This is a genomic window from Xenorhabdus stockiae (assembly GCF_002632825.1).
GTDB classification, from domain to species: domain Bacteria; phylum Pseudomonadota; class Gammaproteobacteria; order Enterobacterales; family Enterobacteriaceae; genus Xenorhabdus; species Xenorhabdus stockiae.
This window is the reverse complement of the sequence record NZ_NJAJ01000003.1, coordinates 118,638-143,635: the sequence shown is the minus strand read 5'-3', so window position 1 is coordinate 143,635 and position 24,998 is coordinate 118,638. Positions and strand designations below refer to the sequence as shown.

Genomic DNA, 24,998 nt, shown 5'->3' with positions numbered 1-24,998 from the left:
TACGTCCATTAACGGAGTTGTGAAATGGGAAAACTCATGACCTATCTCAGTAATGTATTAGGACTAAATTCCCAACGAAATTACCCCTATCCTGCTTATGATGTCACTCTGCCTGAGGACAGACAATTACATATTGTTGGCAGTATCCATATGGGTACAGAAAATATGTATCCACTTTCTGAAGTATTGCTGGAACAACTGGAACAATGCAATTCTTTAATTGTTGAAGCAGATATTACCCCGTCAGGGTCGCCATTTCAGCAAATACTCCCTGAGCAGGCCGGTCTGTCACAACGTTTATCATCTGAACACTTTTCGTTTCTACAGCAATACTGCCATGAGATCCATCAGCCGATAGAATTGCTGGATCGCCTGCCTTCCTGGCAGGTTGCCCTGATCCTTCAGGCTGCTCAGGCTAAATATTTGGGAATGAGTCCTCAATATGGGATTGATTACCAATTACTGAACAGCGCAAAAGCCATTGATAAAGATATCATCGAGCTGGAAGGAACAGATAAGCAGATCAATTTGCTTACCGAGTTGCCAAATGGTGGCCTTTCTCTATTAGAAGATACGCTTGTTCACTGGCATACTAATGCCCGAGCTTTACAAACTATGATTGGCTGGTGGATGAATTACAAAACAGACCAGAAAAACCCGGTATTGCCACAAACTTTCTGCGACGCTATTTACCAAACTCTGATGACTGAACGTAACTACCAATGGAGCACACAGTTACGTGCCTTACCTGCGGGAAAATATGTAGTGGCGGTCGGTGCATTACACCTTCATGGTGAAAACAATTTGCTACAGTTGTTGCAGCAACAAGAATAAAAAAACATTTTAAATAATTGAAGCATATATAGGACATAACATATGACCCCCGCCATCATTCTGCTGGAAAAACAAAAAATTAATTTTAAGATTCATCCTTACGAACACGATGCCAATGAACATAACTTTGGTGATGAAGTAGTCAGAAAACTGGGTTTAGATGCAACAAAAGTTTTTAAAACCCTTTTGGTTTCACTAAATGGTGATCCTAAAAATCTTGTTGTCGCTGTCACCCCTGTTGCAAGACAACTGGATTTGAAAAAAGTCGCCAAAGCATTTAAAGCCAAAAAAGCCGATATGGCAGACCCTCAACTGGCACAAAAGATTACGGGCTATCTGGTAGGAGGAATCAGTCCATTAGGCCAGAAGAAACGTCTCCCTACTGTTATTGATAGCCAGGCAGAGTCTTTATCTACTCTGTTTATTTCCGGCGGCAAACGAGGTCTGGATATTGAACTGGCTCCTGCTGATTTATGCCAACTATTAAATGGTTCATTTGCTGATATCGCCAGAATTTGAAAATCAATTGTAATTACTTATAAATTTTTCGAGCCGGCTCTGTTTTCCCAAAAACAGAGTCTTGTTCAACTTTCTAATATCGATATACTTTCCTTATGGCAAAAATAATATCATTTACTATTTTAAGTAACTTAATATATTTAAATAAAAGGAGATAAAATGGCTACCTCGTCAATTTTCCGGCAAATTGTGATTACTGACCCTAAGGCAATTAAGATGTTACGCAAGGCTAATAGAAGGCCATTTAAAACCGATTTTGAAAAAATAGACATTGAAGCTCAACAAGAAGAGGCAATAGAAATATTAAAACGAAAATTCTCACTTTAAGTAAAGTATTATCGATACTAGGCAGAGATAAGACTATAAAATATTTACTTTCATTCTCCTGCCCCGTCAACCCAGATGTAGAATATTTTTTACACATAAATGCAATTAGATTTGAACAGGCTGATGTAACTAGAACATATCTGATAATAAATGAAAAAGGGTTAATTCTCGCCTACTTTTCATTAACTTTTAAGGAATTGGAAACATATAATTTTGAAATTTCAAAAACAATGACAAAGAAACTAAACGGTATCAGTAAAAATGCTAATACAATAAAAGTTTATTTAGTCGGGCAAATAGCAAAAAACTTCTCCATTAGTAAAAACACGATAAAATTAAACGGAATTTTTACTTATGTGAAAAGCATTATTCTTACGGTAAAAACCCTGATTGGAGGAAGAGTAATTGCTTTAGAATGTGAAAACAATACCAAACTTATCGAGCTATACACTTCAAATGGATTTAAAGAATTACCCAAAAAAGAAGGAGAGAAAAATACGCTAATAACTATGATATTAAATAATTAATTATTTGCCTTCAACCATACCTACTTCAGATTATTTATTACCATTTCAACTGATAAATAAAAGACCATCTGTCTTAAAGATGGTCTTTTTTAGCAAAAATCAGCTTTGACTTATTATCACTTGAAAATTATTTCGCCTTTAGGATCATAGTCAGCGGCTTTCAGTGGAGAGTGTTTTTCAATATATCCTTTCAATACTTCCGCATCGACAAAACCGGTATTTACGTATCCCGGCAAATTATCAATTCGTGGATAACCGTCACCACCGATAGCGTTGAAATTCAATGTTGCCATACGATAAGTTTTATTCAGATCTAAAGGCTTCCCAGCAATTTTTACGTCGCTGATGCTTTTACCCTCTTTCACAAAACTGACATTATAGAATTGACCATAAGCACCTGAATCCGCGTCCATATTAGCCGCAGCGGTCAGATAAGGCAGAACTTCACTGCCTTTGAAGTCAACATAAATTAACTGATTACCGAATGGATGAACTTTTAATACATCCTTATAAGTAATATCCCCTGCTTCAATAGAATCACGAATACCGCCACCACTCATCACAGCAAAATCAGCATTAGTCCGCTCCATCTGAGCGGCCAGCACAAGATGAGCCATGTTAGTCTGTATAAAACGAACCTTACTACGATCACCTTCTAATTTGTCGTCAACTGACCCAATTTTGACACTCAGTTTCTGATTGCCTTTATCCTGATAAGGGGTCAACAATTTCAGCATTTCTGCGTTCTGGGGAATTTGTTGAGTGTAATAAACTCTCTCAGTACTCCCATCTTCTTGTTTGACTCTTTTATTTAAATTGATGGGAATTAACTGATAGTGCATTAACTTAAACTCACCATTACGGAATTGAAAATCTGCCCGACCGACATATTTGCCCCATTCATGGGCCTGAACAATCCACGTTCCATTTTGGCGATCCGGAGAGCAAGGTGTTCCCGGTACATAATCCACTTGTTTATAATTTTTATTTTCCGCAGACATACAGACCGGATCTTGTGAATGCCCCCCCACAATCATATTTAGATAGCCAGCAGGTAAACTACGCGCCATTTCCACATCTCCGGGAGCATTTGTACCGTGGTGACCATCGTCATAGTGCCCCATATGCGTTGCAGCAATAATGACATCCGGTTTTTCATTCTTCTTCAGTTCATCAATGACTTTTTTCGCTTCTTTCGCAGGTACACGGAATTCCACATCCGGGAAATTAGCCGGATTACCTATTTTCGCGGTATCGTCAGTGGTTAAGCCAATAACAGCAATTTTCACCCCTTGCTTATCAAATATCACATAGGGCTTAAATAAACGCTTATTGGTACTGGACTGGTAGATATTCGCTGACAAAAATGGGAAGTTAGCCCATTTCTCCTGTTGATAAAGAACATTCAAAGGTTTATCAAATTCGTGATTTCCCAGTGTCATCGCATCATAACCCACCAGATTCATTCCCTTAAAATCCGGCTCGGCATCCTGCATATCCGATTCAGGTACACCCGTATTGATGTCTCCACCCGATAGCAGTAATACGCTGCCACCTTTTTTAGCCACTTCCTGTCGTATGGAATCTACTACCGTTTTCTGAGCAGCCAATCCGTACTCTCCATGATCATTCTGCCAAAAGTGACCATGATGATCATTGGTATGCAAGATCGTAATATCGTACGTTTTATCTTTTTCCCAGGCCGAAGCCACCATCGGTGACAAAGCCAGAGAAACAACAAGGGTACATACTGACGCTTTAAATGAAAATTTCATCGGATATCTCCATGCTCCTAAATAAATTGACTGCATGACTGTTATTGTTTTTCAATGATGTTAAAACCTGCCTCATTTCAAAGAGTGTGATTTTTTATGACAAGAAACATGGCTGGCACAGGCATATATTCAACAACAGAACAGACTAGCGGAACAGCACTTAATGCCGTATTTTTTCGATCAAGATTACATAAATAAGCTATTAAATAGAGTGTTGTTCCATTTTTTTGCGATAGGCATCAAATTATACCAAGATGAGCAAAGGTTTTATTGGAAAGTGAATATGCATTAAGGTGTAACAATTAAATAACCGTTCAACACCATACAACACAGGTGACATTGGTGAAGAAATGAACATAAATAAGCAAAATAGTACAATTCCACAATCAGGCTCACAAAAAAGAACACAGAAAACGGTTTTCTCTATTCTTGGCGCAATTAGCCTGTCTCATCTTTTGAACGATATGATCCAATCGCTGATTCTGGCGATTTATCCACTATTACAATCTGAATTTACGCTCAGTTTTATACAGATTGGAATGATAACTCTGACATATCAGGTCACGGCGTCTTTACTACAGCCCCTCATTGGCTTATATACAGATAAACATCCTAAACCTTATTCGCTACCCATTGGGATGGGTTTTACCCTTTCCGGATTGCTTTTGCTGGCTTATGCCGAAAGTTTTCCTATGATACTGCTGGCTGCAGCACTGGTCGGTACAGGTTCATCGGTCTTTCACCCAGAATCATCCAGAGTTGCCCGAATGGCTTCGGGTGGGCGTCTTGGATTAGCGCAATCTTTATTTCAGGTAGGCGGAAATCTGGGAAGTTCACTTGGCCCACTGTTAGCCGCTATTTTCATCGCGCCTTACGGTAAGGGAAATATAGGGTGGTTTTCTCTGGCAGCTCTGCTGGCTATCATCATTCTGTTACAAGTCAGTCAATGGTACAAAATGCAGTATCGCACGACTTCACGCCACGCCTCCAATACAAGCTTTGAGCCTGTTTTTCCCAGAAAAATCATTGTCCGTTCATTCATCATTCTACTAATACTGATCTTTTCAAAGTATTTCTATCTGACCAGCATCAGCAGCTACTATACTTTTTATCTGATCCAAAAATTTGGTGTTTCTGTTCAAAATGCACAGATTCATCTTTTCGTCTTTTTGTTTGCTGTCGCCGCAGGCACCATGATTGGTGGCCCTATCGGAGATAAAATCGGCCGTAAGTATGTCATCTGGGGTTCGATTCTGGGTGTTGCCCCCTTCACTCTTCTCTTGCCTTATGCATCACTATTCTGGACAGGCATACTCACCGTTATTATCGGCCTGATACTGGCATCTGCATTTTCCGCCATTCTCGTCTATGCACAGGAGCTACTTCCCGGCAACACAGGGATGATAGCGGGATTATTCTTTGGATTAGCATTCGGTATGGGAGGTGTCGGAGCAGCCGCTCTCGGATATATAGCAGATAAAACCAGTATAGAATTAGTTTATAAAATCTGTGCTTTTTTACCACTTCTTGGCATTTTCACTCTATTTTTACCAAACATAGGAAATAAACATAATAAAATCAGTACTAAATAATAAAAAATATTCATTATTTACCATCATTTATCTTTGTAAACATGAGTAAATAATAAAAAGATCTACATAAAATACCATTACAATGCTCTTTATGTAGATCACCCTCATTTTCTCAAAAAAGTATATTTTTCAAGCAAATATTTCAAATTATTTGTAAAATTAATAATTACCCAATCTGATAATACATCCTATTACATTTATCCAACTCAGAAGGAGACTTGATGGAGCATTCGACACCTCTCATCACGACTATTGTTGGCGGTTTTCTCCTCGCCTATCTGCTTGGCATGCTTGCACAGCGTCTGAAAATCTCACCTTTGGTAGGTTATCTTATGGCCGGTGTGCTTGCCGGGCCTTTTACACCAGGTTTTGTTGCCGATACTTCTCTGGCGCCTGAACTTTCAGAAATTGGCGTGATCTTACTGATGTTTGGTGTCGGTCTGCATTTTTCACTCAAAGATTTATTAGCCGTAAAATCAATTGCAATCCCGGGAGCGATTGCCCAAATTGCCGTGGCAACGCTATTAGGAGCCGGCCTGTCAAAATTACTGGGCTGGGGTTTATTCAGCGGAATTGTCTTTGGCCTCTGCCTGTCCACCGCCAGTACCGTAGTACTGCTCAGAGCACTGGAAGAACGCCAACTCATTGACAGCCAGCGAGGGAAAATTGCTATTGGATGGCTGATTGTCGAAGATCTGGCAATGGTGCTGGCTTTGGTATTACTGCCTGCTTCTGCGGGTATTTTAGATAACCATAATACTGATATCGGCCAATTACTTCTTGAACTTGCCATTACCGTCGGCAAAGTTGTCGCATTTATTTTATTGATGATTTTTGTCGGCCGCCGTCTGATCCCCTGGCTGCTGGCAAAAACAGCCAGTACAGGCTCACGCGAGTTATTTACCCTGGCTGTCCTCACTATCGCCTTAGGGGTCGCCTATGGTGCAGTCGAGCTGTTTGATGCCTCATTTGCACTGGGAGCATTTTTTGCCGGGATGGTACTGAATGAATCAGAGCTGAGTCATAGAGCCGCACAGGATACTTTACCACTCAGAGATGCTTTTGCTGTACTGTTTTTTGTTTCGGTCGGTATGTTGTTTGATCCAATAATCTTGATCCAGCAGCCCATTGCCATTTTAGGAACGCTGGCCATTATTATTATCGGTAAATCTGTCGCAGCACTGTTGCTGGTCAGGCTTTTCGGCCACTCACGACGTACCGCACTGACTATTTCTGTCAGTCTTGCCCAAATTGGTGAGTTTGCTTTTATTCTGGCTGGATTAGGTGTCACTTTAGGCGTGTTGGATGATGATGCACGTAACCTAATACTCGCTGGGGCTATTATTTCCATTATGTTGAATCCGATTTTATTCAGCCTGTTGGATCGCTATCTGGAAAAAACAGAAACGATAGAAGAACAGATACTGGAAGAAACATTAGAGGAAGAAACTCAAATCCCTGTCAATATTTGCGGCCATGCGATTGTTGTGGGATATGGCAGGGTCGGTCGCCTGCTTTGCCAGCGTTTGCAGGAAAAACCTTTTCCACTGGTTGCAATTGAGGATACCCGTGCCCGATTTGAAGAGTTGGGAGAAATGGGGATTAGTGCTGTGATGGGGAATGCTGCCAGAGAAGATATCATGGCATTAGCAAGATTGGATTGTGCTTGTGCGCTATTCCTGACTATCCCGAATGGTTATGAAGCCGGCAAAATTATCGAGAGTGCAAGAGCAATCAGGCCAGATATCAATATTATCGTTCGCGCTCATTACGATGATGAAGTCACTTACCTTACGGCACGTGGCGCTGATCATATTATTATTGGCGAACATGAAATCGCCAGAGCGATGGCTGATTCACTCCCTGAATCCACGCCTGACTGCCCGATAGCGCTACCATCGGCATTTTCACCAACTAATTCATCAGCAGCATAATGAATTGATTAATAGGGAGTATCCCTATAATTTCAAGGGGGGATACTCCTGAATCAGAAATTAACGTTCCCAGTAAGACTCTTCCAGACTATCTTCCCTTTCTGGTAAACCGCGTGTCAGACGTGGAGCATGTTGACTCAATACCTGATAGCTCACTCTGTTCGCATACTTACACACCTGAGCCAGAGAAGAATATGTCAGGCAAGAGCGCATATGTTTACTCGAATTAGGGACGTTCATACGATGATAGCTATTAGCTGTAATATCATGCAGTAAGGCAGACAGTGCGCCATCTCCGGCACCATTCGTATTCATAATTTTTTCAGGTCCTCCCATATATGGCTCAATATGAGAATAGACCCGCATAGGATTCTGACAATCATCCTGACGCATGGCACGACTGAATTCAAAACGATTGAATTCAGCAATCGCTCCCGGCAATAATGGGTGTGATGTCTGACGCTTGGACTCTTCTTCTGTATAACCGGCCATATACAACCCTGCCGGGCCAGCAGTACATAATACGAGGTCAACCCAATTTAGTGCCATATCTGCAGCCAGCAGAGGATCACTAAATCCGGTCAGTTCCAGAGCTTCATCTTCATTCATGGCTACCACAGAAACATTCTCTGCCAGAAAATCGCGCCACCACTGAGGATCGTCCGCAATAACGTATTTTGTACCCAGTGTCAGAACAACTGGCACATTATGTTTCTTCGCGTACTCAATGGCTTTCATGGTTGCTTCCGGCATTGGTTCACCTGATTTACAGCGTACCAGATAGGCCGTGATTACCAGTGCTGATGCTTCTGCAATAATATGCTCAGGAATACTTTCCGGTTTAAGCTGATTCATTAGCCCCGGACTGATGGCAAATGTTCTTTCACCATTTTCAGTGATCAGAGTAAAACAGCGGCCAATTGGGCCATCGACACCCTGAAGATGATTCAAATCCATCCGGCTGGAAGTATTACAAAGATAGCAATAGGCATAGCTACCGATTTGAATGTTATTGCACATGGTGCCAAGCAACACAGATTTGTCGTCAGCCAGCACAGAATAGTTATGCAGAGTATTACCAATCGTTCCACCCGCAAATTCATGGCTGATGAGGTTATTATCTGCCAGTTCATTGTAGAGCGCTTCAGCAACATCATCTTCAATAACTAATGAATGTCCCTGACTCAGGTTATAACGTTGGATAAAGCTTTCATCAACCTTAGCTTCAATATCTACCAATATCTGGTCAATACCAACAATATATGCTCGATTATTTTCAGTATCCATCATCTCTTTGATGGGCTGAAGCAGAGGGTCTCTCAGACTGACAGGAAAATAGTGTTTAGATTTGCGTTTTCCGGGGAATTTCATAATTGATTGTTGCTATGGAGCCAAAACATGCGCCATATTAGCATAATCCCACTATGAAACAAAAAACACAGTATTCAGTATTGATGAAAAGAAACAGCCAATGTGATAACACACACTGGCTGCCAAATTTCGCTGATTATAAGCTACTGATGATTAAATGTAGCTTATAAGCTTCAGGCTACTTGCTTCTGACGGCTACGCGCCATATGGCGCATCAGGACAAACATTACCGACAGAATAAAACCGATAAAGCCAGCACCAATCAGGATTAACAGACGCTTAGGTGAATCTTTCGCCGTTGGCTCGTAAGGCTCCTGCATATATTTGAATGGCTGGAAATCAAGCTTATCAATATTTACCGCTTCCAGATTTTTGATATAAAGAAGACGGTTACGTAAGTCAGGATCTATCGTTGTTGCATCAGTAATGCCTTCAGTGATCTGCAATTTACGTTGCAACGCATCAGCACCCAGAGCGATTGAATAATCCGGGTCATCCTTAACAACTGCGCCACCACTGGAGACTGGTTTTTTTATACCCGCTGAATTGGCAATAGAAATTGCATACTTCAGTCGTTCAATATCGGTAACACGCATGTTGGTGATGCGTCCCAAATCAATATCATACATTTTTTTCGAGTAAGCCAGTTTCTGACTCACTGCATCATTCAGTTCATCTTTTATCTGGTCACGCACAACAGAGGAGATAAATTTGATGTAACCAGACAATAACTTGTATGAATCTTCTGCTGTCCCCGCACTGAAAGAAAGCGTTGTTTCATAAAATTCATCATCTTTATCTTTTTTATTGGGTACAGTTGAAGAGATATTTTTATTTACAATCTGTTCAATCAGACTTCTTTTAGCCTGTGCCGTAATATCTTCTTTACTGGCAAGCAGTGTTCTGAAGTAATCGGTGTCTACCAGATATTCTTCACGCAGTACACGGGAGTTATAGTTTTCAACAAAACGCTTAAATAGTGAATACTCTGTAATCTCTGGATCAAGACTAAGAACATTCAGTTCTGTTAAGACGTTTTTTAATGGCTGAAACTGTTCCAGCTCAGGTTGTACCACTGCCGCCGTACTGGTCCATTTTTGTGGTAAAAATGACGCAACACCAAAGCCAATCACGGCAAAAATAAAGGATACTGCAATAATCAAATATTTTGACTGAAATATTACGGAGAACAGTTCAAACAGATCAATTTCATCATCTTGCCTTGGATGATAATAGTCTGCATGTTCCTCATAAAAGTCTGTATGCTTAACTGGTTTATTACTCATTATCTCTATGTCCAATCCAAATAATTTTGCTTCTCGTTATTCCCTGCCAGATTAATTTCCAGCTTACGTTATATATTGATTTTGAAGCAATACTCTAAAAAAATCACACAATTGACAGAATATACACCGTCTAACTATAAGCAAAAATATCCATATCTGCCAATGTACTTCCGGTATGAAACCCTGCCATAATCCATAACTACCAGTTATTCGTTATCTCATGGCATCATTGATTAATTGCATGAATAGTGAAATATGCGCCTCATTATCGTTAAGTGCTGGTATATATTCAAACTTTTTCCCGCCCGCATCTAAAAAAATAGCTTTATTCTGCTGCTTAATTTCTTCCAACGTCTCCAGACAATCGGATGCGAATCCCGGACACAGTACCTGAATATGCTCCACATTCTGCTCCGGCAACAGAGCTATTGTTTTATCCGTATAAGGTGCTAACCACGGTAAACGCCCAAAACGCGATTGGTATGTCATCATAATTCTGTCTGCCGGATAGTCCAACAATTCCGTTAGCAATTTAGTTGTCGCCAGACAGTTCTGTGGATAGATATCACCCATTTCAGCCAAACGCTCAGGGATACCGTGGTAGGAAAGAATCAGGCGGTCAGGTTGACCATGCTTTTCAAAGCTCTGTTCTACAGTTTCCTTTAATGCGGCGATATATGCCGGGTGCCGTGCGTAACTGCGGATAAATTTTAAATGTGGGATAGTACGATATCCCTGTAATATTTTGCTGAGACTATCAAATACTGCCGCTGATGTTGTACTTGAATACTGAGGATACAAAGGAAGTACGATGAGATATTCAACACCCTGCTGTAGTAATTTATCTACTGCCTGAGTTAATGAAGGTGAACCATAAGTCATTCCCAGCTCAACAGGTATATTACCCAGTTTTTCACTTAATCGCTGTTTCTGACGTTTGCTGTAAACCAATAAAGGCGAGCCTTCATCTGTCCAGATTTCCTGATACAGCTTGGCTACACGGAAAGAACGGAAAGGAAGTATAATGCCATACAACAGAGGCTTCCAAATCAATGGCGGAATATCCACGACTCGCCGATCACTTAAAAACTGTGCCAGATAACGCCTTATTGCAGCAGGTGTCGGCGCGTCTGGTGTACCAAGATTAACTAATAGCACACCATAATTACGATTACTCATTATTCAACACTCCACCCATTAAAGTGACGGATAATTCAGGATAAAACTCGGTGATAGTCACATACACAATGGATTTCAAGGTGCGTTGCGGCGGCAAGGGAACGCATCCCCGGGAGCATAGATAACTATGTGACCGGGGTGAGTGAACACAGCCAACAAAGAGGCAACTTGAAAGACGAAGGGTATAATACATTTTATGGGGGGGATCTGATACGGAAAGGTGAAAGTCAGGCGGTATTCACACCGCCTGCTCTATGCTTCAGGATCAAATTAATCTGAAATCTGTCGCGCAACTATTCGGGATACTAATACCTCAGGGCACTAATACCCCAGAGTCTTAACCCAGAATGCGGGCTAGCTCTTCACTAACTTCAGCAACCTGACGTGTCCCATCAAGTTTAAAGTAGCTTGTATTACCTGCCTGTGCTTCTTGCTGATAGTAAGAAACCAGAGGTGCAGTCTGAGCGTGGTATTCAACCAGACGTTTACGGACAGTATCTTCCTGATCGTCTTTACGAACAGTCAGTTCTTCGCCTGTAATATCGTCACGATTTTCCACTTTTGGTGGATTGAATTTGATATGGTAAACACGACCTGATGGGGCATGTACACGGCGGCCGATAATACGATCAACGATAATTTCATCCGGCACATCGAATTCCAGTACATAATCAACACTGACACCCGCTTCTTTCATAGCATCAGCCTGAGGAATGGTACGTGGGAACCCATCCAACAAGAATCCGTTACGGCAGTCATCTTGTTTGATACGCTCTTTAACCAAAGCAATAACCAGCTCATCAGTTACCAGTTTGCCATTATCCATCAGTTCTTTTGCTTTTAAACCCAGCTCGCTGCCTGCTTTTACTGCGGCACGCAACATGTCACCTGTCGAAATTTGAGGGATCCCATATTTCTCCATGATAAATTGCGCCTGAGTCCCCTTACCGGCGCCTGGCGCGCCCAGCAGAATAATACGCATCGCGTAAATCCCCTTGCTATTTGCTTTTCGTATTTTTTAAAGAAAACGAACCACCATACCACTGGAATGGTAGTCGCTCAAGAAAACAGGTAAACGTTTTCGCGCTTATCAAAAAACAAACCACGCCTCATTTTCCGTTGAAGCGTGGTTTATTGGCATAATTTAAACGATATTACGCGCTTTCAGCTAATAATAATTGATTCATACGGCGGATAAACTGGTTTGGATCATCCAGCGTTCCACGTTCAGCAAACAGAGCCTGCTCCAGTAACAACTCAATCCAGTCAGCAAATTGGCTGTCATCCTGAATTTCAGCTGCCTTTTTAACCAGATTATGATCCGGGTTCAGTTCAAAGTTATAGCTGACTTCCGGTGCTGACTGTCCTGCCGCTGCAAACAGTTTCGCCATTTGAGTGGTCATTCCGTTAGCATCAGTGGTCACTATCGCCGGTGTATCAGTCAGTCGATGGGTCAGCTTGACTTCTTTCACACGTTCGCCAAGCAGTGTTTTCACACGCTCAACGAATGGTTCCAGTTTTTTATCTTCTTCTTCCTGATCTGCTTTGTTTTCATCCGCCAGTTTATCGAGAGATTCATCAGCTTTGCTGACTGACTGGAATGATTTTCCGTCGAATTCTGTCAGATAGCTCATCATCCACTCATCGATACGGTCAGATAACAGCAGAACTTCAATGCCTTTCTTACGGAACAGTTCCAGATGTGGGCTATTTTTCGCAGCAGCATAACTATCTGCGGTAATGTAGTAAATCTTCTCCTGACCTTCGGTCATGCGGCTGACGTATTCTTCCAGAGAAACAGTTTGTGAAGCACTGTCATTATGCGTAGTCGCAAAACGCAGCAGCTTAGCAATAGCTTCTTTATTTCCGCCATCTTCGGCTGGACCTTCTTTCAGAACCAGACCAAACTGCTGCCAGAAAGACTGGTATTGCTCTGCATCATCTTTTGCCAGCTTATCCAGCATTTGTAATACGCGCTTAGTCAGTGCGCTGCGCAGGTTACGAGTGATTGAACTGTCCTGTAGAATTTCACGGGAAACGTTCAGTGGCAGGTCATTGGAATCAATCAGCCCGCGAATAAAACGCAGATAATTTGGCATGAACTGCTCAGCTTCATCCATGATGAAGACACGCTGTACATACAGTTTCAGCCCGTGTTTATGTTCACGGTTCCACAAATCCCATGGTGCCTGAGAAGGGATATACAACAGGCTGGTATACTCCTGCTTTCCTTCAACACGGTTATGGCTCCAGCTCAGAGGATCGGCGAAATCGTGGGAGATGTGTTTATAAAATTCTTTATATTCATCATCGCTGATTTCAGCTTTACCGCGGGTCCACAGTGCCTGTGCCTTGTTGATTTTTTCCCATGCTACAGTAACTGAATCATCTTCTTCATTTTTAGTCTGGGTTTCAATTTCAACAGGTAAGGCGATGTGATCAGAATATTTGCCGATGACAGAACGCAAACGCCAGTCATTCAAAAATTCATCTTCCCCTTCACGTAAATGCAGGGTAATTTCTGTTCCACGTTCTGCTTTTTCGATATCAGCAACAGTGTAATCACCTTCACCGGTTGATTCCCAGAATACACCCTGTTCCGTCGCCGCACCTGCTGCACGGGTACGTACAGTCACTTTATCAGCAACAATAAAGGAAGAATAAAAACCAACACCGAACTGACCAATCAATTGGCTGTCTTTAGCCTGGTCAGAGCCGATAGATTCAAGAAATGCCTTAGTACCAGATTTTGCAATCGTTCCCAGGTTATCGATCACTTCATCACGGGTCATACCAATACCATTATCACTAATGGTAATTGTTTTATTCTCTTTATCGAAAGCCAGACGAACACGCAGTTCACCATCATTTTCGTACAGTTCTGGCGCTGATAATGCACGGAAACGTAATTTATCCGCCGCATCTGATGCGTTTGAAATCAGCTCACGGAGGAAAATTTCTTTATTGGAATAGAGAGAATGGATCATCAACTGTAACAGTTGTTTGACTTCTGATTGAAATCCACGGGTTTCCTGATCTTTCATGCTCATTTATTACCTCAATCTAAATCCAGTTCAGATATGTAAAATCGGACGATGGTAATCAGATGGGGATAAAACTTAAGAGTTTCAAGTTCAGAGAATAAGAAGAATGTGAAATTAATTATTTAGACTTTTAAAAACAATCAGTTATACAAATAATTATGGATGGTGGCGGGTTTCACAACACCATCCATTGGAATTTTCCATTAAAAAATGGGGGTATGATCACAAATCAGTAATTCTATGGCGACCGGCAAGGGAATGGGACAGCGTTGTTCCGTCTACCATTTCAAGCTCCCCTCCAACAGGAACACCATGTGCTATACGACTGGCGGTCACACCATATTGCGAACACATTTCAGCAATATAGTTCGCAGTTGCCTCTCCTTCGATAGTTGGGTTAGTTGCCAGAATAATTTCCGACAGCGTTTCAGAAGATAAACGTTCTTCCAAACGATCCAAGCCGATATCCATAGGACCGATGCCATCCAGCGGCGATAAATGCCCCATAAGGACAAAATAGCGCCCCGCAAACTGACCCGTCTGTTCAATAGCGTGGATATCCGCCGGGCTTTCAACCACGCAGATCTGACCGTTTTGCTGACGGCGGGGATTGGTACAAATCGTGCACTGTTCCTGTTCTGTAAACGTTCGACAGTCCTGACAATGTCCAATCTCAGACATAGCACGTGTCAATGCCTGAGCAAGCCGCATACCGCCACTACGATCCCGTTGTAAAAGATGAAACGCCATCCGTTGTGCTGACTTGGGACCGACTCCCGGCAAGCAACGCAATGATTCCATCAGGGATTCAAGAAGAGGGCTGGTTTGCATCAGAAAGGCATCTTAAAGCCGGGTGGTAACTGCATTCCGCTGGAAACACTAGCCATTTTTTCTTTTTGAGTTTCTTCAATACGACGGGCTGCATCATTGAATGCCGCAGCAATCAAATCTTCCAGCATATCTTTATCATCTTCCATCAGGCTTGGATCGATTTCGACACGACGGCAGTTATGTGCACCATTAATGGTGACTTTCACCAGACCTGCACCAGATTCACCAGTCACTTCCAGATTTGCAATTTCTTCCTGCATTTTCTGCATTTTATCTTGCATCTGCTGGGCCTGTTTCATCAAATTGCCCAAACCACCTTTACCAAACATAATCTTCTCTCTTTGCTGTAGACACAGTATCAATACACACTGCGGGGTTAAACAGGCCGGATACTTTCTTCATCCACTTCAGCATCAAACAATTGTTGAAGTGTTTGGATCGTTTTATCCGAAATAATGGATTGGCGCGCTTGTGCCAATTTTTCTTCATAGATGGCTTGTCGCCACTCCAGCGGTGTTTTTACTGCTGGATTATCATCTTCAATAATGCTGAGTTCAATAGGTTTTCCATGCAATTCCGTCAACGCTTCCGATAAAGATCTCTGTGCCGATGCCGAATTTAGGTGACGTTGCTTTGAACGCAGATGAAGACAGAACTGATTTTCATTAATCTGCTCTTTAAATGCATTCAAGGCTACCTGCTGAACCAGTTTAGGAATATTCAGATTATCAATTTCAGCCGCCCATTGATCCCGCTGTCTGGATTCAATAGCCAGCTTTTTCACCAATTCAGGTGTTTTTTCATATTCAAGTGCTGATTTGATAGCTTTTGGTGTTGTAACAACCTTCTTTTCTTCAATATTTTTCGCACGCCACCGATAAGCTTCTTGCTTTACCGGTTTAACTTCACGTGCCTTGGGAACAAAAGACTGAGGCCGTTGTTCGGCCACTGCAACCAATCGCTCCAGTGCCGAACTCGCCGGCTTCGCCTTAACAGACGCTGCCGGCTCAGCCTTTTTTGGAGGAGCACTTCCTTTTGAGGAAGTGCCTTCCTGCCGCGAAAGCAGATTTTTTGCCTGTAGTAATTTTGCAGTCGGGCTGTCAGCAACTGGTTCTAACCCCTCCCTTGGGGCCATTTTCTGTTTCTGGGCAGAGGGTTGTTTATCTGTCATACCAGATTCAGGGCTGACAGAACCAAAATTACCAGACACTGGCTGCTGCGTAGGCATGAATGCTGTACCCTGTGAGACCGGTATATCTGCGTTATTAGAGGCTGGCACTTCTTCAATTATCGTTTTTGGATGAAATGCCAGAGCACGTAATAATGCCATTTCAACCCCCATCCTACGCTCTGGGGCATAGGGGAGATCTTTACGGCCAGTTAACAACGCCTGATAATAAAGTTGTAAATCGCTGGGTGGCATTGATCTTGCCAACAACCGTAAGCGCCCTTCTGTTGAAGAAGGCTCAATCTCTGGTTGCTGAGGCAGTAACTGAATCATCGCAACACGATGCAGCAACGATAACATTTCGACCAGTAGGTTTTCCCAGTCCATACCACGGGCTGCGACCTGTTCCACTAAAGTCAGAAGTTTCTGTCCATCCGCACGAACCAGAGCTTCAACCATTTCTAAAGGCTGTTCATCATCCAGCGTTCCCAACATCTGGCTGACAATATCTGCTGTCAGTATTCCGCCACCAAGAGCAATCGCCTGATCAGCCAGACTCAGAGCATCACGCATACTGCCGTCCGCTGCACGGGCCAATAGCTGACGAGCTCGAGCTTCACTCTCTATTTGTTCCGCATTAAGCACATGTTCCAGCTGGCTTGAAATCTGGCTGACATCAAGTGCTTTCAGATGGAATTGTAGACAGCGCGAAAGAATGGTTACGGGTAATTTCTGTGGATCTGTCGTCGCCAGCAAAAATTTCACATGCTCCGGCGGCTCTTCTAATGTCTTGAGTAATGCATTAAAACTATGGCGGGACAGCATGTGAACTTCGTCAATAAGGTAAACTTTGAAACGCCCTCTGGCTGGGGCATACTGCACGTTATCCAGTAGTTCACGGGTATCTTCTACTTTTGTTCGTGACGCAGCATCGATTTCAATCAGATCGACAAACCGCCCCTGCTCAATTTCAAGGCAGTTAACACACTGTCCACAAGGGTTTTTTGTGATACCTATTTCACAATTCAGGCCCTTTGCCAACAGGCGGGCAATAGTAGTCTTCCCAACACCACGTGTGCCGGAAAAAAGATAAGCATGATGGAGGCGCTGGTGTTCAAGACCATTAGCCAATGCAGTCAACACATGTTGCTGACCAATCACATCAGAAAATATTTGTGGGCGCCACTTACGGGCAAGTACCTGATAGCTCATGAATACCGGGGAAATTGAACACGACTGCCTATCATGCTAGCACAGCCTCACCATAGTCGGCGAGGCTGATGTATCAATTATGCAAAAATCAGAGCAATCAATGCAAAGACAAGAGCGATCAGTGGCCTGGAAATTCAACAAGGGTGTAGCTATCAATACCCTGATTTTTCAGGCGTTCTGTTCCTCCCAAATCAGGAAGACCAATAATAAAGGCCGCTTCTGAAACCTCACCACCAAGACGGCGGATTAAGCTCACAGTTGCTTCAATCGTGCCACCGGTTGCAAGCAGGTCGTCAACAACGAGGACTTTATCTCCGGCTTTGATGCTATCTTTATGAATTTCTAATGTATCAGTACCGTATTCCAGATCATAAGTTTCACTTAACGTCTCTCTGGGTAGTTTACCTTTTTTACGGACGGGAACAAAACCTACCCCCAGACGCAGTGCCACTGGTGCCCCGAACAAGAAACCACGAGCTTCAGTACCGACAATTTTGGTAATACCTTTGCCTTGAAAATGAGCTACCAATAAATCGATCGTCGCCTGATATGCAACAGGATTATCCAATAACGTGGTAATATCGCGGAAAAGTATGCCTGCTTTCGGATAATCAGGTATTGTTTCGATACTATCTTTAATAAATTGCAGTTTTTGTGCGTTAGCGGTCATAATCAATGCCAGCCAGTTAAAAAATGAAAACGCTAAAATCTATGCAAACTACCGGGAAAAAGCAACAACAAAGCAAGTTGTAGCTTAATTTTTGTTGATATGTATCAAGCTTATCCTCAGCTGATCCCTGCGTATCGTTAAACACAGCGCGGGTCAGATGAAATAGCATTCAACCAAAAGATTATCGACTATAACGGGATACTGATGGGTATACAAAATTTATTAGATGTGCTTGAAAAACAAATCAGTATGCTAGCAGCCGAATTATCTTCCCTGCCAGATATACCATTTTCAATTGCTCGTTTTGATCAGGCGTTATTCCACTGCCATACGAATAAACTCAGTGGCTATATGCTGGAAATTAATCAGAATATGGATCAACTGAAAAGCTGCGTCCGGGATAATCGCACTGTACAGGTTAAATTTCTCTCTGAACGTTTAGTGATGCAAATAGAAGCTTTGAAACGGGAATTATCCACGCAGGTTCTCCGCAAACAGGAAGATAAATTCGGGCGTCAGTCACAAGAGCAGGATCTTTATCATCGTCTGGCCGAACATCAGGATTATGAACGCCGATTAATGGCAATGATTGATGACCGAGAATTACAACTGGCTCAGAAAGCTGAGGCAGTCGATAAATATAAACTGCAAAAAGAGATCGCTGCTCTGGCAGGCAGACTGGCTCGTTGTCGTCAAGCGTTAATGCGCATAGAAAGAACGATAGAAAAGCAGGAACATTCTGATTAATGATTATTAGAGGAATACCCCATTATGTCACTCGAAAATGCACCGCCAGAGGTCAAGCTTGCAGTTGATCTCATTTACCTGCTCGAATGTAATGATATTTCCCCAGAAACGGCTTTGGCAGCATTAGATATCGTCAGACAAGATCTACAGGGAAAATTAAAACAATTACCTCAACAATCTGAGGAACACTCCTGATTGTACAACCCGGAATGTTCCCCTTTTATACCCGTCGTTTTTCAAACTGCCTCTTTGTTGGCTGCACTCGCTCACCCCAGTCACCGTTTTTATAAACATACGGTTACCTATGCTCCCGGGGACTCACTCCCTTACCGCCGCGAAGCAATTTGAAATTCATTGGGTATATTATGATTATTTAAGGTAAGAACGGCTTATCATCAGGCGTTGGAGGTTCACCAGTCTGGTACTGAGCACCACTTATCGACCTTTTAACCTCTTGCAAGCTATTGCCCTGACCGTTATGCAAATAGACTTCCAGTTGATTGAAGGCAATATTAATATCATTTTCCCGACATAATTTATCTATACTGCGGTTTACCTCATCGACTGTACGACTGCGATCTCCCAGCTCCCTTACATAAAGCCTCAATTCATGATCCAGCGTACTGGCACCGAAACTCATAAAATAAACCTGTGGTTCCGGTTCATTCATTACACGATGATTACTTTTCGCCGCCTGCAACATGACTTCTTTCACCTTATCGAGATCGGAGCCATAGGCGACACCAACTTTAATAATAATGCGTGTGATAGTGTCAGAAAGGGTCCAGTTGATCAGGCGTTCTGTCACAAAAGCCCGGTTAGGAATAATGACTTCTTTGCGGTCAAAATCAGTGATTGTTGTAGCCCGAATACGGATTTTACTGACTGAACCGGAATAAGTCCCTATTGTTACGGTATCCCCGATACGAACAGGGCGCTCAAATAAAATAATTAAGCCCGAAACAAAGTTGGCAAAGATTTCCTGTAACCCAAATCCCAAACCAACCGAAAGGGCCGCTGCCAGCCATTGTAATTTATTCCACGAAACTCCCAATGTGCCCAATGCACTAATTCCGCCGACACCGATAATTAAATAAGTCAGCGTTGTCTTAATGGCATAAGAAGAACCTTGTTGTAGCTGTAAGCGGGACAGCACTAATACTTCCAATAACCCCGGCAAATTTCGCATCATCACCCATGAAATAACCAGCATTGCGACTGAGAGTGCCAAATCTTTCAGGGTAACGTGTTGCAGAATATTTCCCTGATCGGTTGTCGTGCTGTATTGCCACAGGTTTATTCCATCAAGGTAAGAAAAGACCGTCACCAAATCAGACCAAATCCAGTAAAACGCCATAAAAAAGATCAAAAACAGCACCATGGTCGTTAGACGTAATGATTGCTGATTAATCAGCTCCAAGGCCATTGGCGGTTCTTCGATGACTTCACCTTCCGCACCTTCTTTTGACTGTGCCTGACGGCGAGACATTGCACGGCGATATGCGATACGACGGGCAGCAAGGCTTAATCCACGTAGACAAGATTGATAGCAAATATGCCAGAGAAGCAGCAAATAAGCGCTGTAAAGCCAGCGTTCAGACAAGCGTAACGTCGTGTAAAAATAACCTGACACCATCAGTACTATCAGAATCAGTGGTGAAAAAGTCAACATTGTCACCACGATCGTGCGGATCATATGCGAACTTTTTTCACGCCATACCTGACGACAGAACGGAAAAACAAAGATAAAAACGAAGAGCAGGCAAATCAACACTGTACATTGACCGATCACATCATCAGCCAAACGAAGCGGATGCTTAACTCCCAGAGTTATCCAGAACAAAATCGGCAGCAAAGCGACTGATAATCTGACCAGATTTTTGCGGAATAAGGAACAAACTTCTCTATCGAGTGAAAAATGCTGCTCTCCAATCCCACCTCTTTCCAGAATTTGGTAACTGGAGCCATAGACAACCCAGAATAAAGCCAAATGACTGGAGAAATCCCATATCATTCCTCCCAGTTCATCCTCTGACTTCGAATACCAATAACCTATAGCCAGAATAATAAACGCCAGTGGCAGCGTTTTTATCAGCGTCAGAACCAAAGCCAGTGGAGTATGTAGCTGACTATCCCTGCGTAGCTGCCCTATTTCAGCTGAAATTTTCTTCAAGTGTGCGTTAATACTTTTTGTCTGCCAACGCAGAAACAAACCTACCAGTAATAGAGGAATGACAAAATGGACAGAGTTCTGCAACCCGGAAATAATCCCTCTGATAGTAAAGTGCACACTAAAGTGAGTCAGCTCTTCATGAGCTAAAATAGGCAATGATTTCAGCCAGACCCAATTCATCGGCTTATTACTGTTAACCCAGAAAATCTGTTGGGCGAGCGTCTGTTCCAGCGATTGTGTCACATTCAACAACTCCTGTTGATCCATCTGTAAATTAATCGCTTGTGTGATCTGCTGCCCCAACTGGTTATTCAATTGATTCAACAGCTCTCGACGAATTTCCAACAATTGCCCTATCGCATTACGGATTTCTCCGACGGCTTCCTGAGATTCATTTTTTATATCATTGGCATGTTGATTCAGCAGTTGATTAATATAATCGTCCACTAAATAAAGTTGATCACGATGTTGTGAGATTTCAAACTGCTCCAGCCGTAAATCAGCAATCTTCGTGGGTAAATCCTTTGTCAGGACAGTTTGAGGAACCTGTAGCTGTTCCTGAAACAAAATGCGCGATAATAATAAACTACCGCGTAACACCTTAACCTGTTCTTTTAAATCACGTTCAGACTGGATAGCTCTGTCTAAAAAATTCTTCACCTGAATTTTTTTCTTCACCAGTTGATTATTATCCCGTGTTGCCGCTACCAGACGCTCACTGAATTCACGGTTCACCATAATTTCTTCTCTGACCAGCGGATTAGATTGAATATGGGGGCTGGTATCATTTGAATTCTGGGCTTCTTTCGCGGTTTCCTCCGAATCAATTAAGTGCTTTCCATTAACCATATCCTGAATAAACTGGACATGCCGTTCTAATTGTTCAATCTGGAAGGAGGTATAATCGCGCTGTAGCTGTAGAAGAGTTTGCAGCTGTGTATTCGCGCGCAGAGCCGATTTTTGATATTCTTTTTGCTGCGTCAGGAAAGCTTGCTCTACCTGTAATAATTCAATCTCAGTATGGCGAACGTCCGATTGCTCCGTAACAGCATTATTAAGCAAATTACGGATTTGCTGTAATCTTTGGACATTATTAAACAGCAGATTTTGTGTCCGTTCAGGCTGTGTTTGCAACCCAATCAGTTGGCTATTGTAGTTCGCGAGATTGTCCTGCGCTTTTTGTAAACTGTTAAGTGTAACACTCTGTTTAGATTCAAGTTGTTTCAGCGATAGAGTCGCCAGGTTATTCTTATATTCATCCTCATTTTGTTGAGAATTATTTTTCAGGCTCGCTAACTCAGCGGTGAGTAGTTGTGACTTCTGAGGTAATTGCTGTAAATTTTTTTCCAACTGCTCAGAATCCTGCTGAATCTTCTCAATCTTATCAAAGAAAGAAAGTGCTTTTTCCAAATCAGCGATCGAAGCTCTCTCTTCAAGAGTATGCTCATTACGGTCCGTTAACACCTTAAGCTGATTCTGGATATCATCACGTGTTGGTACATCATTGCTGAATGCAGCCGAGGCCGGGTGAAGAAAAAACAGCAGAAAAAAAAGCAGGCTGATTAGGCCCAGCTGGCGAATATATAATATATCGGGCCTTTTATTGCATAACAGACCCGCTTTGTTGAGTAAGACACTCAAACTGCGGTTAAATAGAACCATGAATTAATCTACTCATCATTTACAGATAATGGAATGATAGCACTGAAGTACCGGCAATTCTGCTCGTTAAGAAAGAGCCATCACCATAATGTATAGATGCATAGCCTTTACCGCTTAATTGTCTTTTTATTGGTTTCACTTACTCAGTACGATGCATCTTCAATGCGACGCAAGTGACGACTATATTTTAGTGTGTCAATAAAGCCATCCACCAGAGACTCAGATTGTGCCTGAATATTAAAACTCTCTGGTGCAAATAACCAGTTTTCAAGCAACCCGGTCATTAATGCCCTTAACATGACGGCTGAACGCCTTATATCAAGATTATAAGGTAACTCTCCTGACTGAATACACATAACCAACATGTCTTCTATTTTTTGATAATCAGAAATACAGACTTCTCTAATCTGTTCAGCTAATGAAGACATCTCTCCAACAAACTCACATTTGTGGAAAAATATTTCCATTAATAAACGATTTTGAGAATCAGTCGTCATGACTTTTAGTAGAAAAATTAATATATATCTCAATACGAGGAGTGGATTATTAGGATATTTTGCCTGATACTCTTTCTCTAACGCGTCTATTTTGTTTGCTGGCATTTTGCACACAGCAAAAAGCAAATCAGTTTTATTTTTAAAGTGCCAGTAAATTGCACCTCGCGTTACACCCGCTGCAACCGCGATTTCAGATAATGATGTTGCAGACACACCACACTCAGAAAAGACCTTTATCGCGGCTTCGATAATGTGTTGGCGGGTTTCGTTAGCTTGCTGTTTAGTTTTTCGTGCCATTTTCATGCCATAAACTTTGTTTTTGACTCAAGGCTGATTTACATACATTCATGTATGTTTGTACTATAGCACCGCTCATTAATGAAGTAATAATTTCACTCGTTAACGCTCATAAAGCTCGAGAGTTTACATTGAAAAATTGAGGTTTACTTATGCTAAAAAACAGAGGGGTTTTGCCTCTGGCCACATTACTGGTACTTTCAGGCAGCTTCATTCTCTCAGGATGTAACGATAATCAAAATACTCAGCAAAGGGCTGCTGGCGAGCAGGCTCCTGAAGTCGGTATCGTGACGCTCAAAGCTGAACCTCTGACAGTCATCACTGAATTGCCGGGCAGAACTTCAGCTTACCGAGTTGCCGAGGTCCGTCCTCAAGTCAGTGGCATCATCCTGAAACGTAATTACAAAGAAGGCAGTGATATCACCGCCGGAGAATCACTCTACCAAATTGATCCAGCAAGCTATCAGGCTGATTACAATAAAGCCAAAGCAAACTTAGCCAGAGCAACAGCAAATGAAAACGTCGGCCATTTAACTGTTGAACGCTATAAGCCACTGCTGGGAACACAATATGTCAGTAAGCAGGAATTTGATAAAGCTAACTCTGATTACGCTCAGGCTGTCGCAGATGTTCAGTCTGCTAAAGCAGCGCTGGAAAGTGCCCGTATCAATTTAGCCTATACCAAAGTCACTGCGCCTATCTCCGGACGTATAGGTAAATCGGCTGTGTCTGAAGGTGCTTTGGTTTCTGCCGGCCAGACAACGGCACTGACGAGTGTTCAACAATTGGATCCGATTTATGTTGATATCACTCAATCGAGTGATGATTATCTGCGGCTTAAAAATGAAATCGCAAAAGGTACGATCCAGCGAGAAAACGGCAAGCCCAAAATTCATTTAGTCACAGATACAGGAATGGAATATAGCCGGACGGGCCACCTTGAGTTTTCTGATATTACCGTTGAAGAAACAACAGGTACCATCACAATGCGCGCAGTTTTCCCAAATCCGAATGAAGAACTCCTACCGGGTATGTTTGTCCGTACCAAGCTGGAGGAAGGTGTTCGCCATAATGCGATTCTGGTACCACAACAAGCCATTTCCAGAACGCCTCGTGGGCAGGCAACAGCACTGATTGTTGATAAAGATAACAAAGTAGAATTGCGTTATCTCAAAGCTCCTCAGGCAATTGGTAATAAGTGGCTCGTCACTGAAGGGTTGAAGGCCGGAGATAAAGTGATTGTCACAGGTTTGTTTAAAGCCGCGCCGGGAGCTACTGTTCAGCCAACAGAAGTGGATCTGGATGCCAAACCTGAAACAAATAAAACTGAATCAGCCAAAAAATCTCAATAAA

21 protein-coding genes are annotated in these 24,998 nt (G+C 42.4%); 9 read left to right on the top strand and 12 right to left on the bottom strand.

Translation table 11 applies throughout. The annotated features are described in order from the left end of the window. Nucleotides 1–24 precede the first annotated feature (24 nt). The 4 genes from Xsto_RS01895 (at nucleotide 25) to Xsto_RS01885 (ending at nucleotide 2,207) form a co-directional block, all read left to right on the top strand. The gene (locus Xsto_RS01895; RefSeq protein WP_099123923.1) at nucleotides 25–834 is read left to right on the top strand and encodes a TraB/GumN family protein; all 810 of its coding nucleotides are present in this window, start codon (nucleotides 25–27) and stop codon (nucleotides 832–834) included. A 42-nt stretch (nucleotides 835–876) separates the two neighbouring features. Next, the gene (gene ybaK / locus Xsto_RS01890; protein ID WP_099123922.1) at nucleotides 877–1,353 is read left to right on the top strand and encodes a Cys-tRNA(Pro)/Cys-tRNA(Cys) deacylase YbaK; all 477 of its coding nucleotides are present in this window, start codon (nucleotides 877–879) and stop codon (nucleotides 1,351–1,353) included. A gap of 159 nt (nucleotides 1,354–1,512) precedes the next feature. Beyond that, entirely contained in the window at nucleotides 1,513–1,680 is a 168-nt protein-coding gene (locus Xsto_RS21355) for a hypothetical protein (protein WP_169926578.1), read from the top strand. 197 nt (nucleotides 1,681–1,877) lie between these two features. After that, nucleotides 1,878–2,207, top strand: a complete 330-nt coding sequence (locus tag Xsto_RS01885) for an acetyltransferase (RefSeq protein ID WP_244590323.1) — start codon at nucleotides 1,878–1,880, stop codon at nucleotides 2,205–2,207. A gap of 116 nt (nucleotides 2,208–2,323) precedes the next feature. Here the strand turns inward: Xsto_RS01885 and ushA are convergent, their stop codons facing one another. Next, nucleotides 2,324–3,982, bottom strand: a complete 1,659-nt coding sequence (ushA, locus tag Xsto_RS01880) for a bifunctional UDP-sugar hydrolase/5'-nucleotidase UshA (protein ID WP_099123920.1) — start codon at nucleotides 3,980–3,982, stop codon at nucleotides 2,324–2,326. A gap of 350 nt (nucleotides 3,983–4,332) precedes the next feature. Between ushA and Xsto_RS01875 the strand changes: the two genes are divergently transcribed. Next, nucleotides 4,333–5,574, top strand: coding sequence for an MFS transporter (locus Xsto_RS01875; RefSeq protein ID WP_099123919.1), 1,242 nt, complete (start codon nucleotides 4,333–4,335; stop codon nucleotides 5,572–5,574). Between the two features lie 221 nt (nucleotides 5,575–5,795). After that, on the top strand, nucleotides 5,796–7,508 hold the full coding sequence (gene ybaL / locus Xsto_RS01870; RefSeq protein ID WP_099123918.1) for a YbaL family putative K(+) efflux transporter: 1,713 nt from the start codon (nucleotides 5,796–5,798) through the stop codon (nucleotides 7,506–7,508). A gap of 60 nt (nucleotides 7,509–7,568) precedes the next feature. Here ybaL and Xsto_RS01865 read toward each other — a convergent pair whose 3' ends face one another. From Xsto_RS01865 to apt, 9 genes are all read right to left on the bottom strand, one after another. Next, a complete protein-coding gene (locus Xsto_RS01865) occupies nucleotides 7,569–8,879 on the bottom strand; it encodes an inosine/guanosine kinase (protein ID WP_099111357.1) in 1,311 nt (436 codons plus the stop codon). A gap of 173 nt (nucleotides 8,880–9,052) precedes the next feature. Beyond that, the gene (gene wzz(fepE) / locus Xsto_RS01860) at nucleotides 9,053–10,165 is read right to left on the bottom strand and encodes an LPS O-antigen length regulator Wzz(fepE) (protein WP_099123917.1); all 1,113 of its coding nucleotides are present in this window, start codon (nucleotides 10,163–10,165) and stop codon (nucleotides 9,053–9,055) included. A gap of 213 nt (nucleotides 10,166–10,378) precedes the next feature. Beyond that, nucleotides 10,379–11,344, bottom strand: a complete 966-nt coding sequence (gene hemH / locus Xsto_RS01855; protein WP_099123916.1) for a ferrochelatase — start codon at nucleotides 11,342–11,344, stop codon at nucleotides 10,379–10,381. A gap of 337 nt (nucleotides 11,345–11,681) precedes the next feature. Continuing rightward, entirely contained in the window at nucleotides 11,682–12,326 is a 645-nt protein-coding gene (adk, locus tag Xsto_RS01850; RefSeq protein ID WP_099111360.1) for an adenylate kinase, read from the bottom strand. 172 nt (nucleotides 12,327–12,498) lie between these two features. Then, nucleotides 12,499–14,388 (bottom strand): molecular chaperone HtpG, encoded by a 1,890-nt coding sequence (gene htpG / locus Xsto_RS01845; protein WP_169926580.1) that lies wholly within the window; start codon nucleotides 14,386–14,388, stop codon nucleotides 12,499–12,501. A gap of 222 nt (nucleotides 14,389–14,610) precedes the next feature. Continuing rightward, the gene (gene recR / locus Xsto_RS01840) at nucleotides 14,611–15,219 is read right to left on the bottom strand and encodes a recombination mediator RecR (protein ID WP_099123915.1); all 609 of its coding nucleotides are present in this window, start codon (nucleotides 15,217–15,219) and stop codon (nucleotides 14,611–14,613) included. Beyond that, a complete protein-coding gene (locus tag Xsto_RS01835) occupies nucleotides 15,219–15,548 on the bottom strand; it encodes a YbaB/EbfC family nucleoid-associated protein (protein WP_099111363.1) in 330 nt (109 codons plus the stop codon). The genes recR and Xsto_RS01835 overlap by 1 nt, the downstream gene beginning before the upstream one ends. Nucleotides 15,549–15,595: 47 nt before the next feature. Beyond that, nucleotides 15,596–17,599, bottom strand: a complete 2,004-nt coding sequence (gene dnaX / locus Xsto_RS01830; RefSeq protein WP_099123914.1) for a DNA polymerase III subunit gamma/tau — start codon at nucleotides 17,597–17,599, stop codon at nucleotides 15,596–15,598. Nucleotides 17,600–17,717: 118 nt separating this feature from the next. Beyond that, nucleotides 17,718–18,269 (bottom strand): adenine phosphoribosyltransferase, encoded by a 552-nt coding sequence (gene apt, locus Xsto_RS01825; protein ID WP_099111365.1) that lies wholly within the window; start codon nucleotides 18,267–18,269, stop codon nucleotides 17,718–17,720. A 204-nt stretch (nucleotides 18,270–18,473) separates the two neighbouring features. Here apt and priC point away from each other — a divergent pair, with 204 nt between their 5' ends. Together priC and rsmS are read left to right on the top strand one after the other, a co-directional pair. Then, nucleotides 18,474–19,016, top strand: coding sequence for a primosomal replication protein PriC (gene priC / locus Xsto_RS01820; RefSeq protein ID WP_099111366.1), 543 nt, complete (start codon nucleotides 18,474–18,476; stop codon nucleotides 19,014–19,016). Between the two features lie 24 nt (nucleotides 19,017–19,040). After that, nucleotides 19,041–19,211, top strand: a complete 171-nt coding sequence (rsmS, locus tag Xsto_RS01815) for a pleiotropic regulatory protein RsmS (protein ID WP_099111367.1) — start codon at nucleotides 19,041–19,043, stop codon at nucleotides 19,209–19,211. 178 nt (nucleotides 19,212–19,389) lie between these two features. Here the strand turns inward: rsmS and mscK are convergent, their stop codons facing one another. Next, nucleotides 19,390–22,851, bottom strand: a complete 3,462-nt coding sequence (gene mscK, locus Xsto_RS01810; RefSeq protein WP_099111368.1) for a mechanosensitive channel MscK — start codon at nucleotides 22,849–22,851, stop codon at nucleotides 19,390–19,392. Between the two features lie 143 nt (nucleotides 22,852–22,994). Continuing rightward, complete coding sequence (gene acrR / locus Xsto_RS01805) at nucleotides 22,995–23,645, bottom strand: multidrug efflux transporter transcriptional repressor AcrR (protein WP_099123913.1); 651 nt, start codon at nucleotides 23,643–23,645, stop codon at nucleotides 22,995–22,997. A 152-nt stretch (nucleotides 23,646–23,797) separates the two neighbouring features. Here acrR and Xsto_RS01800 point away from each other — a divergent pair, with 152 nt between their 5' ends. Beyond that, complete coding sequence (locus tag Xsto_RS01800; protein WP_099123912.1) at nucleotides 23,798–24,997, top strand: efflux RND transporter periplasmic adaptor subunit; 1,200 nt, start codon at nucleotides 23,798–23,800, stop codon at nucleotides 24,995–24,997. The last annotated feature ends 1 nt before the right edge of the window (nucleotide 24,998 follow it).